The organism is Bremerella cremea (genome assembly GCF_003335505.1).
GTDB lineage: Bacteria > Planctomycetota > Planctomycetia > Pirellulales > Pirellulaceae > Bremerella > Bremerella cremea_A.
On record NZ_QPEX01000010.1, the window covers coordinates 603916 to 619703 of the forward strand.

Here is a 15788-nt window from a genome sequence, read left to right on the forward strand (position 1 = left end):
GAAAGGCCTGAGCGGAGCAAGTCGCTCAGGCCGTTTTCTGAGCATAATCGGAATCGGGCGAAGAATCACCCAGTGGTCGCCGAATTCGACACCGGCCCAGCCTCACGCACGGCATCCGAGACACCGGAAACGTACTTCTGGAAGTTCTCAGTAAACAACGAGGCCAGTTTCGCAGACGTCTTGTGATACCCGTCCGCATCCTTCCAGGTTTGCTTCGGCACCAAGATCTCATCCGGCACGTTCGGGCAAGCGGTTACCACTTCAAAACCAAACACCGGATCGGCTTCCGTTGGCGCGTCGGCTAGTTCGCCACTATGAATCGCGTCGACAATCGCACGGGTATATTTCAGTTTGATTCGTGCCCCTTCGCCGTAAGCCCCACCCGTCCAGCCGGTGTTTACCAGCCAAACGTTGGCTTTGTGCTTTTCGAGCTTCTCTGCCAAAAGTTCCGCATATTTGCCTGGATGCCACACCAAGAAGGGGCCACCAAAGCAAGGGCTAAACGTCGCTTGCGGCTCGGTCACTCCCACTTCAGTCCCGGCGATTTTAGCCGTGTAACCGCTGATAAAGTGATACATGGCCTGAGCCGGAGTCAGCTTGCTAACTGGAGGCAGCACCCCAAAAGCATCGCAGGTCAGGAAAATCACATCGCTAGGATGCCCCGCCACACAAGGGATCTTGGCGTTGCGAATGAACTCGATCGGGTACGCACCGCGCGTGTTCTGGGTGATGCTGGTATCGTGAAAATTGACGTGGTGATCTTCTTGGTCGTAGACCACGTTTTCCAGCACGGCCCCAAATCGCAGAGCCTGGAAGATTTCTGGCTCGTTGTCTGGCGTCAGATCGATTGCTTTGGCGTAGCAGCCCCCTTCGATGTTGAAAATCCCGTCATCGCTCCAGCAATGTTCGTCGTCGCCGATCAACAATCGCTTGGGATCCGCCGAAAGGGTTGTTTTTCCGGTGCCTGACAGGCCGAACAAGATGCTGCTCCGGTCCGAATCGGGGGCACAAGTCGCACTACAATGCATCGACAGAACATTCTGCTTCGGCATGTAGTAGTTCATCATGGTGAAGACGCCCTTCTTCATTTCCCCGGCGTACTCCGTTCCCAGAATCACCATCTCTCGGTCTTCCAGATTCACATCGACGCTGGTTTTCGAGGTCATACCAGGCGTATGACGATTGGCAGGGAAGCGGCCGGCGTTGTAGATCACCACGTCCGGTTCGCCAAACGATTCTAGCTCGACTGGGGTAGGCCGAATCAACATGGTGTACATGAACAACGCATGGTACGGTCGCGAGCAGATCACCCGAATCTTCAACCGATATTTCGGATCCCAACCGGCGTACGCATCGACGACGTACAGCTTTTTACGGGTATTTAGGTAATCTTTGGCCCGCTCTAGGTTGATTCGAAAGACATGGTCTTCGATCGGAATGTTGATCGGTCCCCACCAAATGTCGTCTTTCGAACTGTCGCATTCGACCACGCGTTTGTCTTTAGGCGAACGTCCTGTTTTCTCGCCACTGTAGGCAATTAACGCCCCGGTATCGGCGATGGCTGCGTCTTCTTCGTCCCGGATTGCTTCCTCGTATAGCACGCAAGGAGGCATATTCCGACGAACATCTTCAACTTCGATACCCAATCCTTTTAGATCGATCTTGCTCATGGCTGCCACCTCGTCGCAGGTTTGAATTTGAACACAGTAGGGGGTGTCTTTCCGCCATTCTACTCCTATAAAAAAAACGACGCGACCCGTACATTGCGCATAAAAATGCACCATCTGAACAGATCAGAAGGCGCATTAAAGTTCTTAAATTATTGTATGAGTTTTCGTGTTACGAAATGATCTCGCGAATCGGTTCGACATGCTCGACACCGACTAGTTTCTGATCAAGCCCGCTATAGAAGTAACTCAAAGCGTTCGGATCGAGCCCCAACTGATGCAGCATGGTGGCGTGCAAGCGTTTCACATGCAGCGGGTTCTCGACGGCTTCCGCCCCCAGTTCATCCGTGGCACCATACGAAACACCACCCTTGATGCCACCACCGGCCATCCACATGGTGAAACCGTACGAGTTGTGATCGCGACCGGTTCCCTTTTCGTATTCAGCGGTGGGCTGACGTCCGAACTCGCCCCCCCAGACAATCAACGTATCGTCCAGCATTCCTTTGCGTTTTAGGTCTTGAATAAGCCCAGCAATCGGTTTGTCGGTACGACCGGCGTGGTAGTTGTGGTTCTTTTCCAGGTCGCCGTGGGCATCCCAGTTGGCATCGTTGTGGTGCCCGCCAGAGTAAAGCTGTACGAACCGCACGCCTCGTTCGACCAATCGACGTGCCAATAAGCAGCGACGCCCAAACTCTTCGGTTTGCGGGTTATCGATACCGTACAACGCTTTGGTCTCTTCCGTTTCGGTCGCTAAATCGACCGCCTCAGGAGCGTGTTCCTGCATGCGGTAGGCAAGCTCGTAACTGTGAATGCGAGCCGACAGTTCACTATTGTCGTTGCGCGATGCGAAGTGCTCTTGGTTGGCAGCCTTCATTGCGTCCAGCAAGCGACGTTGCGCTTCGCGGGTCATTCCATCAGGGGCGGCCAAATCGATGATCGGGGCTCCCTTGCTGCGGAAGATGGTCCCCTGATAGTTGGCCGGCATAAATCCGCACGTCCAGTTCTTCGCCCCGCTGATCGGACCACCGGTCGGATCGAGCATTACGACATAGCCGGGCAGGTTCTGATTTACCGTCCCTAGGCCGTAAGTCACCCAAGATCCAATCGTCGGAAAACCGCTCAGAATCCGGCCTGAGTTCATCATCAGCATGGCCGAACCATGAATGGGAGAATCGGCCTGGCACGACTTCAAAAAGGCGATGTCGTCGACGCAAGTCGCCAAATGAGGGAACAGTTCCGAGACCCACTGCCCTGACTGGCCGTACTGCTTAAAGTTCCACTTCGGCCCCACGACACGGCCTTCGTTCTTCTCGCCGCCACGTCCCTTGGTTTTCACCGGAACCGTTTTACCATCCAAACCGTACAATTTCGGCTTGTAGTCGAACGTATCGACATGGCTGGGGCCGCCGTACATGAACAGGAAGATGACGTTCTTCGCTTTCCCCTGGAACATCGGCTGCTTCGCGGCCAAGGGGTTATCGAAGCTGGAAACGCCGTCGGCAGCGACCGCTTGTTTGCCCAAAAACCCATCTTGCGCCAGCATGTAGGTCAGCGCGAGCCCGGGAAACTTCGCGCCGGCATCCCACAGAAACTCGCGCCGTGTGCGCCCACAATACGTTGGCTTAGGCTGCTTTGAGTCGGACATCTCTACCTTCCTTCCGTTATCAATTCTTTCACTGAGCAAAACCCGACAATTGAAAAGGCAATTGCCGCGTCTAGTCCAGGAAGAAAAATTCGTTCAAGTTGATCAACATCAGGCAATACAAATCGAATGCCTGTTTGTCGTCCAATCCATGGTCTTGCTTAAGATCGTTGACCAACGATACGGCGATCTTCACATCGCTTTCGTTAGCCTCTCTGGCCAAAGCAAATTGAACCGCTTGCCGTACCTGATCTTCAAGCTCGGTAGCGCCCGCATCGCGAACACGTTTTGCGAGCTCTTCTGCTTGCTGATTGGCAAACGCCCCGTTCATCATTCCCAAAGCCTGGGCGGGCTGCGTTGTGACAAAACGTTCTTCGCAGGCCGAGTCGGTCTCGGGGAAGTCAAAAGCGGACAAAATCGGCGTCAACAACGACCGCTTAACGTGAATGTAAACCGCGCGACGGGCTTGCTCTTCATACGAAGAATTCCCCCAGCCATCCCCTGGCTTCGATTGCCCGGCCATGACTTCGTCGGAAATCTTCGGATAGAAACCGTGCCCAAACATCTTTTCGTTCAACCGACCATTCACGGCCAAGATCGAATCGCGCACTTCTTCCGACGTCAAACGCCGCGAATTGAAACGCCACATCAAATCGTTGCCTGGGTCTTCCGCCAAGCCCTTCTCTTGCCCAGCCGAAGACATTTGGTACGTGGCCGAGGTCATCATTAACCGCTGTAAATGTTTGACGTCCCAGCCACTGTCGATGAACTCGTTGGCCAACCAATCGAGCAGTTCCGGATGTGTAGGTGGTGTTCCTAGCTGACCGAAGTTGCTGGAAGTACGAACGATCCCGCGTCCGAACTGGAATTGCCAAATCCGGTTTACCATCACGCGGGCTGTCATGAGGTTGTCTTTCGAGGCAATCCATTTAGCCAGAACTAACCGACGCCCCGATGTTTCTTGATCTTCCGCAGGAGTCGGAATAATAGGCTTCGCCGCATTGAAAAACTGGGGAAAGCCTGGCTCCACCACCTCGCCAGGAACATGCGGATTGCCCCGCATCATAATGTTGGTCTCATCCGGGACTTTGTCGCTTCGGTTGATCGCCATGGCGAACTCGCGGGCCGGGAGGTATTTCTCGCGGTCTTTAATCCCCGCCCACTCTCGCTTCAAAGCGTCGTATTCCGAGGCATCGTTGGGGACCAGGTCGGCAATACGCCCATCCATCTTCTCGCGTCGGCGCTCGGGATTGCGTTCCTTGCGGACTTCCTTACGTTCCTCTTCGGGCAATTTTTCGATCGCCCCTGCGACGATCTCGTTCAGGCGATTCTCGACGGCCTGCGACTCTCTTTGATAGTTTTCGTGCGCCGAAATCACCTCAGGCGAAGAGATTTCGCGTTGGCTATAGGAAACATCCCCTCGCGTGCCGTACGGTTTCATGCCGCGGAAGAACGAAAGGAACTCGTAGTAATTGGCCTGGGTAATCGGGTCGATTTTGTGGTCGTGGCAACGGGCACAATTGACCGTGATCCCCAGAAAGGTCTTCCCGGTCGTGGCGATAAGATCGTCGTACTGATCGTAAACGTGCAGCAGCGGGTCAGCCGGTTCGTCATCCCATACCCCCAAGCGATAGTAGCCGGTGGCGATGATCGATTCTGGCGTTGGCTTCTCGATTTCATCCCCGGCAAGCTGCTCGACAATGAATTGATCGTACGGTTTGTTCTCGTTGAACGAGCGAATCACGTAGTCGCGATACTTCCACGCGTTGGGCTTCACACCGTCCCGTTCGTAACTGTTGGTCTCGGCAAAACGGACCAGATCGAGCCAATGCCGTCCCCACTTCTCGCCGTAATGCTCGGAAGCCAACATCTTATCGACAAGTTTTCCCCAAGCATCCGGAGAGTCGTCCGCCTCAAACGCTTCAATCTCTTCCTTGGTGGGGGGCAGCCCGGTTAGGTTGTAATAAGCCCGCCGAATCAGCGTTCTCTTCGATGCTCGTGGGTTTGGCTGAAGCCCGTTTTCTTCCAGGCGTTCTAGAATGAAGTTGTCGATATCATTCTTGACCCAATCCTTCTGCTTCACTTCCGGGGGCTGAGGATCGGTCAGTGGCTCGAACGCCCAATGCCCTTGATATTTGGCCCCTTCCCTAATCCATGTTTTCAGCGTTTCGATATCCTCTGGACTTACCCCCTCGCCTTCGGGGGGCATTCTTTCCGACTCGTCGTGCGCTTGGATGCGGCGAATGAGTTCGCTTTCTTCCGGTTTGCCGGGAACAATCGCAATTTCCCCCGAGTCCGCCTCGGCGATGGCCGTTTCTCGCTCGTCCAGGCGCAAGCTACCTTCCTGTTCCGCCGGACCATGGCAAGAAAAACACTTCTTGGCCAAGATTTGCTTCACATCACGATTGAACTTAACCGTCGGTTCCGACTCGTCCTGAGCTCGAACAGTCTCAACTAACGCCAACGCAACGAGACCGGCGCAGACGAGAAGAAGAGACCGCTTTGCGACAGATAAATAGAACATAGACAATAACTTACGGCAGGAAGTTAAGAGGCGGGCCCGTCCTTTGGAAATCGCTTTTCCCAAAGGCTTCACATGGTTTACGAAAAGGTTTCGTGCATCATTACTTTTATTTTTGTGCTCAAACCCGAGGGAATCAATGAGATTTCCCAAAAACCTTTTGAGAGCCTTTTCTGATTCGCTCATGTCGTCCGGTTGTTTATCGCTAGCAATCTCATTATCTCACGCCCATGAAGTATTTTCCCACCCTTTTTCTTGCTCCTAAGCTGCAAAATGACTCGAAAAGAATTTCTGGAAAAAAATCAGCCACCGTTTGACATGTGATTGCTTTTGAGAATCGTTTCGTTTCATAATGGGGATTCCTTCCTGCAACCATCCTCATCCTGTCCTGAGTCCCTTTTCCATGCAACGTCGTCGAGTCATGCTCATTGTTGAGACTTCGCTCGTCTATGGACGCGAAGTTCTCCGTGGAATCAATCGCTATGTGGTGGCTAACGAACCTTGGTCGATGTTTGTCGACCTCCGCGAACTAGCCTATCGCCCCCCAGCCTGGCTAGAAAATTGGGATGGCGATGGCATCATCACCCGCAGCACGACCCCCAGCCTAGCCGAGCAGTTGAAAGCCTGGAACATTCCCACCGTCGACTTGACCGACATCTATGGGGATCAAGGACTCCCCCATATTGGTACCGACCACGAAGCGGTCGGCCGGATGGGAGCTGCTCATCTGCTGGAACGCGGATTCCGCTACTTTGCTTTTTGCGGCTTCAGTGGTCATAACTGGTCGACCCGCCGCTACCAAGGTTTTAAGGAAGCGATCGAGAAATCAGGCAGCCCGGTCGAACTGCTGGAAGGCCCCTGGGATTCTTCTTCCGCGCTGACCTGGGAGCAGCAACAAGCGCAACTTTGCGACTGGCTGCGCGAACTCCCTCGCCCGATCGGGATCATGGCCTGTAACGACATGCGTGGTCAGCACGTGCTCGATGCTTGCCGTCGGATCAATCAAGCGGTGCCGGAAGAAGTGGCCGTGGTTGGTGTCGACAACGACGAACTTGTTTGCGAACTGTGCGACCCGCCTCTTTCCAGCGTGATGCCTAACCCCCAGCGGATCGGCTTTGAAGCGGCTGCCCTGCTCGATCGCTTGATGAAAGGGGAACAGCCCACGCAAATGAGCAAATTGGTCGAGCCGCTGGGGATCGTCACCCGGCAGTCAACCGACGTACTGGCGATCGAAGACCCGCTGGTTGCCTCGGCGGTGAAATATATCCGTCAGCATGCCTGCGACGGGATTTCGGTAGTCGATGTCCTGCAACACGTACCGGTCTCGCGCAGCATCCTTGAACGTCGCTTCCGCAAATTCATCGGACGCAGCCCGCAATCGGAAATTCGCAACGTGCAACTGAAACGCGTGAAACAACTCCTCCGCGAAACCGACCTCCCCCTCGAACGCATCGCCGGCCTCTCTGGCTACGACCACCCTGAATACATGAGCGTCGTCTTCAAACGCGAACTTGGCCAAACCCCAGGCCAGTACCGCACCCAAAACGTCAAGGGAGCCTCGCGCCGGTTCCGGTAGGAATTGAGAGCAGGCAAACAATAAGAAAGTCTATTCTGATGAAAGAGCACTCGCTCTTCCGGAGCATACGTTTGTTCGCAGTATTCGCTTCGATCTTGTTTTGTGGCGTATCCTGTTCGCAGGAAGAACGTGTCTCGCTAGAGTCAACTCAGCTTGGGCCGGTTGTGGTAGGTTCTCCTCGGTCTGGCGACCCCGTTTTTAAGTTTGATGCTCCTGATGGCTTTCAGTGGGTGGCCGAGCATGCGATGTGGTCTCACGACGACTTGCGCGTGAGTATTCGCCCAGCATTTTCACTTAAACCAGACTTTCCAGCTCTCGTCGCTGAGTTCACCGCCGAGAACCTCCGCGCCGAAAAGATGGAGTTGACCAGCAAAGAGCTTCGCGAGATTGAGGGACGCCCAACACTTTTGGTCCATGCGAAACGCCTCAATGCTCGCTATCCACAAGAAGTATGTGTGGTCGCCTTTGAAGCTGAATCTGGCTGCGCTCAGTTAACAGCAATTTATCCTGCCGATATTTCCCCGCAATGGAAATCGCAGCTTGAAGAGTCACTACTCCACTCGAACTACGGCCCTCTGTAATCTGAGATAGATTTCTGCGTCTGCAATCTCAACTCTTTCGGCAGCCAGAGGGTAGCAAACGCTAACTTGATTCCCGGGGAACGGTTTGGCGGAATCGTACGATTAATATCGCCCCAGCGGTTAGCCCCCCCAACGAGTCGATCAGCACGTCGGTCACGGTGCCATACCGATCGGGGACAAATGTTTGGTGCCATTCATCGGTGGCGGCATACGTTATCGCAACGAGCATCGCCAGCAGCACACTTCCCTGCCCTAGCTTCGGCCAACCTGCCCTCAGGCCCCAAGCCACAAAGAACGTCAGCAAGGCGAACTCGGTAAAGTGCCACCCTTTGACGATCGTGAACCACCAGATTCCCCAGAAGACTTTGAATTCTTCCATCCGGCTACCATCGACCACGCCCCAATCTTGCAGCATCGCGAAGAACTCGTGCGGGCGAATCACATAGCACGACGTAATAAAGATGGAACTAGCCCACAGCACTGCCATGGGCAGCCACCACCAACGGCGTGAACGTTGAGAATTCGCGGATAAGTCCGTTGTCGGGTCAGGCATAGTTGATTGATCTAGAGCTTAATGGGATTGTTCTAACTTGGTAGACGATTGCCTGCGTGATATCGATTTCTTTCCCTACAAAATTCGCTGGAATCAGCACGCGCTACTTAACCCAGGAAATAGATGCACCACGCGGACAAATCGATTACGATGAATCCCCTTCCTTCTTCCCCCTCTCCGCACGACCTTTCTTCTGAGACGATCTATGCAGAAACTTTTGTTTGCCGCCACGGCACTCGTTTTGTTCGCCTCCTCACCACTACTAGCCCAACAGAAAACTGGCGTCTGGGCGATCGAGCCTGATCCATCGCTACCGAATGTCTTGATCCTAGGCGATTCGATTTCCATCGGCTACACGCTGAAAGTCCGCCAAGCACTAGCAGGCAAAGCGAACGTCTTTCGTCCTCACACCGCCGACGGTACCAAGGCCGAAAACTGTTCTGGCACAACGAAAGGAGTCGAAGCAGTCGACCGCTGGCTGGGCGATCGTCAGTGGGACGTGATTCACTTCAACTGGGGCCTGCACGACTTGAAGCACGTCACCGAACCTGGCGGCAACAAGGTTTCCTCCAAGGCCAACGATCCACTGCAAGCCACCGTCGATCAGTACACGAAAAACCTTGAGCAAATTGTCCAGAAACTGGAAGCCACCGATGCCACGCTCATCTTCGCGACCACCACGCCGGTTCCACCAGGCACCAGCGGTGTGCTCCGCGAACCAGAATCGCCCCCTAAGTACAATGCTGCGGCGATTAAGATCATGAGAGATCACGACATTCAAGTGAACGACTTGTTCAGCTTCTGCCAAGATCGTCTGGACGAAATCCAGCGTCCTAAGAACGTTCACTTCACCGACCAAGGCTCGCAGGAACTCGCCGAACAGGTCACCGCCGTGATCGAGAAAGCTTTGCACGAAAAGAGCATGAAGTAACGTCCAGCCCTTAAAAAACAAGTGCCATGCTCTCGACTGCGCGAGCATGGCACGAATCGTTTGGTTTGCGGCCAGCCTGAAAACTACCGCGTGCGAAACTCTTTGACGGCCTCGACGGTAACTTCCGGGTAGTCGGTGGCGAACGACTCGACACCTAAGTCGAGCAGCCGCACGTAAGCCTTTTGATCTTGGCATTCCCACGGCAAAACCTGAAAGACAATCCCCTTCTCTTTCAGTTCCGCTCCGATTTGTTTCAGGAACTTCGTAGAGGGAGTGAACGGGTCGTCGCTGGCCAGGTCGCCGACGCGGACATGAATTTGCAAGTGGGTGATCCCCTCGAAGTCTGCAGCCCGCACCTCGGCCATCTTTTGCCTGAGCTTCTCTTCACTACCGCCATTCCACAGCAGCGTCAGCGAGCCAGGCACCCGCTTCGCCCACTCCTGAATCAAATTGTGATGCGTGGTGGTGTAGATGACCTGGGAAGTGACACCATACTTATCGATCAGCTTCACCAGTTGGCCCTGATCGGCCGTCTTGATGTCGAGGTACAAAAGCCGCTCAGGATGTCCTTGCATGGCGGCGAAAACCGATTCTAACGTAGGGACTTTCTGACCTTGGTATTGCTGCCCGCGAAACGAACCGACCTCCAAGGCCAGCACTTGATCGGTTGGTAGCTTTTCGACCGACGTTTTCTTTTCTGCGTCACTCACGTTGCTCACGACGCGGTTCAGGTTGGCATCGTGAAAGCAAACAATTTCCCCCTCGGCGGTCGTTCGCAAATCGGCTTCCGGCGTGACGCCGATGCTCCAGGTATATTCGAACGCTTCGAGCGTATTTTCAGGCATGGCAATGCCAGCCCCGCGATGGGCTTGAATGTGAAATGGCTTTTCTTCTGCCGAAACGAAAGAGGCTGCCATAACCATGAAGAACGCGCTAAGAAACCAACATCGCTGCAACATAACCGGCCTGACGAAAAAAGGAGGGGTGTGAAATCGGGAGCTTTCTTTTCTAGAGGGCGTCCAAGGCATCGTCAACGGGCGTTTGTATGAACTTTCGTGCTTGTGCCTCTCACATTGACTCTCGGTAATAATCCAAGGAAGATTAGGTCTCCCGCCTGATTTCTCCTTCCGCAAAGCAACTCCCATGATTTACGCACGTTGTCTGATCCTCCTGCTCGGTTTCGTTTTGTCGGCCAGCGCCGTGCAAGCCGATGGCCTGCCTGAGGTTTCTAGCAAGCCGCCAGTCCCCATCGATCACTTCCCCGATGCCCTGCATGCGGTGGTCTGGCGGAACTGGAGCTTGGTTCCAGCCGCGCGTTTGGCCGAAGTGCTGGCCACCACACCGGAAAACGTAACCGATATTGCCACTTCGATGGGGCTGCCAGCCGATCCGTACGTTTCTCCCCAGATGGCAACACGTGGCTACATTACCTTGGTGCGGCGGAACTGGCACTTGCTTCCTTACGATCAACTGCTGCAGCTTTTGCAGATCGACGAGGAAGAATTCGCCCATCGCCTCCGCGAAGATGACTTTCTGTTGATCAAGCTGGGCAACATGAAACCGAATTGCCCGCCGGTTCGTTATGCCGAACCGAGTTCGGCTGCTAAGGCTCGCGCCGCCGAGATCAAACAATTGGTCGAGCGAACGTTTGGCGATCAGTTGAAGCAGCCGCACGAACCACCATTTCAATTTATCGAAGAGCTAAGCCAAGTCGATCCCGCGTTTGAAAAGCTACCGCCTCCTCAGCACGATGCCGATCACCCCCGTTTCATCTATTCGTATTTTGCCATGTTTGGTGATCCCCTGAGCGATCCCACGCTCGATCCTTTCCCCGATGGGCTCTTGGCTCGCTTGCAACAGCGTGGGGTGAATGGGGTTTGGTTGCATGTGGTCTTACGCGACCTGGCCCCACCCACGGCAGACTTCCCCGAATTCGGAGAAGGGCATCGCGAGCGTCTGCAGAACTTGGCCAAGCTAGTCGAACGTGCCAAGAAGTATGGCATCGATGTTTATCTTTACATGAACGAACCACGGGCCATGCCAGAGTCGTTTTTTGATCGACGCCCCGAGATGAAAGGGGTCCCCGATCCTGGCTCGCCGGTTCCCTACTTTGCAATGTGTACCAGCCATCCGAAAGTGCGTGCCTGGGTTAGCGATAGCTTGGCGTACATTTTCGAGCGTGTGCCGAACCTGGGTGGCGTGTTCACCATTACTGCTTCCGAGAACCTAACCAACTGCAGTTCCAAGTTCACCCAAGCCGCATGTCCCCATTGTAAAGACCGTAGTCCGTCCGACATCTTGGTCGAGATCAACACGGCCATCGCCGACGGCGTGCATCGCTCGGCTCCAGCTGCTAAGGTGATCGCTTGGGACTGGGGTTGGGCTCGGCATGGCGATGCCAGTGAAACGGTTGCCAAGTTGCCCCCTTCGATTTGGTTGATGTCGGTAAGCGAATGGCAACTACCAATCGAACGAGGTGGGGTGAAAGCCGTGATCGGTGAGTATTCTATCTCTGCGGTCGGACCTGGCCCGCGTGCGACGAAGCATTGGCAAGTCGCCCAGGAAAATGGGCTGCACACGCTGGCCAAAGTTCAGTTCAATATCACTTGGGAAATCGCCGCTGTTCCCTACGTGCCGGTGATGAACCTAATCGCTCAGCACAACGCGAACCTAGCCGAAGCAAATCTCGATGGTCAGATGCTTAGCTGGTCGCTCGGAGGCTACCCTTCCCCCAACTTGGAACTCGCCAAGCTGTTTGCGGAAAATCCCAAGCTAACCGTCGATCAAGCCTTAGACCTCCTCGCCGAAAGTACCTATGGCAAAGCTGGGGCCGCCGAAGCGAAGCTGGCCTGGCAGCATTTCAGTGACGGCTACGCCGAGTATCCTTACAGCAGTTCCGGCATGTATACCGGGCCACAGCATGTGGGGCCAGCGAATCTGTTATATGCCGAGCCAACCGGCTATTCGCCCGGCATGGTTTGCTTTCCTTACGATGGCCTGGCACGCTGGAGTTCTCCTTTCCCGCCTGAAATTTACGCCCAGCAATTTCAGAAGATTGCCGATGGCTTTGCTGAAGGTTGCCAACACTTAGAAGCCGCAGCAAAAGCGGCCCCGGCTGACAAGCAGGCCTTTGCTGCCGACGACCTGAGCGTGGCCCGCGCCGCCCAACTGCACTTTGCCAGCGTTGCCCAGCAAGCACGATACATTATTGCCCGCGACCAGCTTGCAGCAGCGAAAACGCCAGAGCAGCAGCAGCCATGGCGGCAAGCAGCCATCGACGAGCTGCAACGAGAAATCGATACTACGGTTCGCCTCTACCCGGTGGTCGCCGGCGACTCGCGGATCGGCTACGAGGCTTCGAATCATTACTTCTACGTGCCGCAAGATCTGATCGAAAAAGTTATTAACTGCGAACATCTCAAGCAAACGCTTGCTCCTTAAAAAAAGCAGAAAAACTATTTTCCAAGCTTGCCTAGCAGCCGATCTGAGAAATTCGACAGGCTGCTAGAGCCAACCAATCGCCTCGGTCTATAATCGGTTTCCCTTACCGACGGCGCGCGGAACTTGCGTATTATTTGGCTCCTTATTGACGTTGAATCATGGATCGACCTGCGAAAAAAGGACTCGGCGGGCTCGCCGACCTGGCACTTACGTTTCACCAAACGCAAGCCCAAGAAGGAGAAATCGAGAAGCAAACCAAGATTTTGTCCGATCCTGCGATCGATCAAAAAACGCGGAACATGGCCCTGTTCGACCGTGGCTTCGCCTATCTCTTGGCCGAGAAAAACGAACTAGCCGTCGCCGATTTCACCACACTTGTTGAAAGTGGTCAGGAAACCGAAGAAGAGCATGCCGAGACACTTTACAACCGCGCTCGGGCTTTTTGGCACTTGAACGAACTCGCACGCGAACGAGATGACTTGCTCGCCGTCACGCGTCTTTCCGCTGCCCCCGCCGACCTAGTCGCCCGGGCGCACGTTCAGCTTGGCTACAGCTTCGGAGAATTAGAAGACGCCGAGCAAGAAGCGTTTCACTACAACGCCGCCTACGAAATCGAGGGAGCCTCTGCCGAGGTTCGCTACGACGCCAAGATTCGCCTTGCCCGGGCTTACAACGCCCAATCCCGCTTTGAAGATAGCGAACAGATCCTCACCGCGTTGCTCGCCCACGAAGACATCCCCCCGGCGCAGCATGTGGAAGCGTTGTACTATTCTGCGATTGTCTTCGATCGTTTAGAACGTCCCGCAGAGGCAATTCTTAGCTACACGGCCATCATTCGTCTGCCGGAGGCGAACAATTTTGATCGGTCGGAAGCTTACTATTGGCGTGGGCACCTGTACGATCGCCTCGAACGACACGAGGAAGCCATCCGAGACTTCTCGGCAATCTTGCGGATGGAAGGTCTCGATCCTTGGACCTTTACCCGCACGCTGTATTCGCGCAGCAGTGCTTACGAGCGTCTCGAACGCACACAAGAAGAAATCGCCGACCTGACGCGGCTAATCGAGTTTCGCTACGAACCACTCGACCAACGCGTCGAGCAATATCGCGTTCGTGCCTATAGCCGACGCGGTTATGCCCTTAAAGGTAGCGAGCAAATTGACGCAGCGCTGGCCGACTTCGACTATGTCTTGTCGCAGCCAGAAATTACCCCTTTCCAAAAGGCCGATACCCTCATCGATCGGGGCTCTACGCTGGCGATGGCCGATCGCTTCGACGAAGCGCTGGGCGATTTAAACAAATTGCTGGCCATGACCGACTTACCCGCAGAATCTGCCGCTGGTCTGCGTTCGGATGCGTTGTGGTACAAGGCGTTGGTGTTGGCCGATATGAACCGGCTGGCAGAAGCCCTCGAAACGCTGACCGAACTTCTCGCGATCGATGACACCGCGCCAGGGCTCCACTTGAAGGCCTTGAATCGCCGTGGCTATCACTACTATCAATTGAATCGCTTAGACGAGGCTCAAGCCGATTTCCAAACGGTGTTCGAACATGCGGAAGCCACCACCGGGCAGCGAGCCTACGCCCTGACCTTCTTCGCCGAAATTGATATCGACCAAGGTAAACCGTCCCAAGCACGAGAAGCCTTAACGCGTGTCGAACAAATCGACGATATCCCAGACAACCATCGTGCTCGCGTTTGCTTGCTGCAAGGAAAAGCCTTCGAGCAGGAGGACGAACATACTTCCGCGATCGAAGCCTATTCGCGTGGGCTCGCGTTCGCAGACGTTACCCCCTACACACGCAGCAATCTCTTTGAAGCTCGAGCGGATGCTTACTTGGTGCTTGAACAAGAAGAGGCGGTCATTACCGACTACGAATCCGCCCTGGCCGTCGCAGACCTGGATAGCGAGACCTTCACCAGCACGCTGTACTCTTTTGGAAATGCCTATTACTCGTTAAAGAAGTACGACAAAGCCCAAGCGTGTTATCGTCAGACGATCGACTCTCCCGATATTTGGCCCGACCTACTGCACAAAGCCTTGTATGCCCACGCGTTGTGCTACGATCGTCTAGAACAATACGACCAAGCCGTGGCCGAGTATCACAAGCTGATTGCCCGCGAGGATATCGTCGACGAGCAAGAGGCCGAATACCTCTATAGCTTGGCCCACACCTACGGTAAGGCCAAAGACTACGAGCAGTCGAACACGGAGTACCAGAAGGTAATCGACCATCCAGCGACCGATCCCATTTTAAAAGCCAAATCGATCATCAACTCTGGCATCGACTTCAATCGCCAATTTCTCGGCGACCAGGCGTTGGCCCGCTTTGCCGAGGTCTTGGCCCACAATCAAGGGCCAGACGGTTGGTTTGCCCGAACTCATTATCAAATTGCGTCGTGTTACTACTACCTGGGCGATTTCAAACGAGTTATCGAAGAAATCGAAATCGTCCACGCGCAAGAACATATCGAAGACGTCGACTACGCCGAATCGTTTTTCTTTTACGGGGTGGCGTTAGCCTCTCAGGGGCGATTCGAGGAAGCCTTGGCTCAGCACGAAAAGACCCTCACCTTAGAGTACGAAGATGTCGACGAACAAGCCGAAGTCTTTCTGTTCCGGGGGATCACCTACAAGCTGATGCAAAAATGGGACGAAGCCCTCGCCGACTACGCCCAGGCGATCGAGATCGCCAAGCCCGATTCTTACCAACACGCGGTGGCCCTACGGCACCAAGGGGAAGTGCTGCTCCGCCAAGGTCAGAAAGAAGCCGCCCTGAAATCGCTGCAAACCGCGCTAGCGTTCGATAAACTTTCTCCCCGCGATACCAGCGAAGCCAACGCGCTGCTGCAAGAGCTAGAAGGTTAGAAT

General features: G+C 54.6%; 10 protein-coding genes. 5 read left to right on the forward strand and 5 right to left on the reverse strand.

Going from position 1 to position 15788, the window contains the following annotated elements; genetic code table 11:
- Window positions 1-65: 65 nt before the first annotated feature.
- The 3 genes from pckA to DTL42_RS03615 all read right to left on the reverse strand — a co-directional run bounded on the left by pckA (window position 66) and on the right by DTL42_RS03615 (window position 5836).
- Window positions 66-1670: a phosphoenolpyruvate carboxykinase (ATP) gene (pckA, locus tag DTL42_RS03605; protein ID WP_114367311.1), complete on the reverse strand. Its 1605-nt coding sequence runs from the start codon at window positions 1668-1670 to the stop codon at window positions 66-68.
- A gap of 169 nt (window positions 1671-1839) precedes the next feature.
- Window positions 1840-3315, reverse strand: a complete 1476-nt coding sequence (locus DTL42_RS03610; RefSeq protein WP_114367312.1) for a DUF1501 domain-containing protein — start codon at window positions 3313-3315, stop codon at window positions 1840-1842.
- A 70-nt stretch (window positions 3316-3385) separates the two neighbouring features.
- Window positions 3386-5836, reverse strand: a complete 2451-nt coding sequence (locus DTL42_RS03615) for a DUF1553 domain-containing protein (protein ID WP_114367989.1) — start codon at window positions 5834-5836, stop codon at window positions 3386-3388.
- Window positions 5837-6236: 400 nt separating this feature from the next.
- Between DTL42_RS03615 and DTL42_RS03620 the strand changes: the two genes are divergently transcribed.
- Both DTL42_RS03620 and DTL42_RS03625 read left to right on the forward strand, forming a co-directional pair.
- Complete coding sequence (locus DTL42_RS03620; RefSeq protein WP_114367990.1) at window positions 6237-7409, forward strand: XylR family transcriptional regulator; 1173 nt, start codon at window positions 6237-6239, stop codon at window positions 7407-7409.
- A gap of 71 nt (window positions 7410-7480) precedes the next feature.
- Entirely contained in the window at window positions 7481-7990 is a 510-nt protein-coding gene (locus DTL42_RS03625) for a hypothetical protein (RefSeq protein WP_147274147.1), read from the forward strand.
- Between the two features lie 61 nt (window positions 7991-8051).
- Here DTL42_RS03625 and DTL42_RS03630 read toward each other — a convergent pair whose 3' ends face one another.
- A complete protein-coding gene (locus tag DTL42_RS03630) occupies window positions 8052-8477 on the reverse strand; it encodes a VanZ family protein (RefSeq protein WP_158545215.1) in 426 nt (141 codons plus the stop codon).
- A 271-nt stretch (window positions 8478-8748) separates the two neighbouring features.
- Here DTL42_RS03630 and DTL42_RS03635 point away from each other — a divergent pair, with 271 nt between their 5' ends.
- Window positions 8749-9474 (forward strand): SGNH/GDSL hydrolase family protein, encoded by a 726-nt coding sequence (locus DTL42_RS03635; protein ID WP_114367315.1) that lies wholly within the window; start codon window positions 8749-8751, stop codon window positions 9472-9474.
- Window positions 9475-9557: 83 nt separating this feature from the next.
- On the opposite strand, the gene DTL42_RS03640 is transcribed toward DTL42_RS03635, so the two are convergent.
- Window positions 9558-10391, reverse strand: coding sequence for a glycerophosphodiester phosphodiesterase (locus DTL42_RS03640; RefSeq protein ID WP_158545216.1), 834 nt, complete (start codon window positions 10389-10391; stop codon window positions 9558-9560).
- A gap of 226 nt (window positions 10392-10617) precedes the next feature.
- On the opposite strand from DTL42_RS03640, the gene DTL42_RS03645 reads away from it, so the two are divergent.
- Both DTL42_RS03645 and DTL42_RS03650 read left to right on the forward strand, forming a co-directional pair.
- Window positions 10618-12915 (forward strand): hypothetical protein, encoded by a 2298-nt coding sequence (locus tag DTL42_RS03645; RefSeq protein WP_114367317.1) that lies wholly within the window; start codon window positions 10618-10620, stop codon window positions 12913-12915.
- A 158-nt stretch (window positions 12916-13073) separates the two neighbouring features.
- A complete protein-coding gene (locus DTL42_RS03650; RefSeq protein ID WP_114367318.1) occupies window positions 13074-15785 on the forward strand; it encodes a tetratricopeptide repeat protein in 2712 nt (903 codons plus the stop codon).
- Window positions 15786-15788 lie beyond the last annotated feature (3 nt).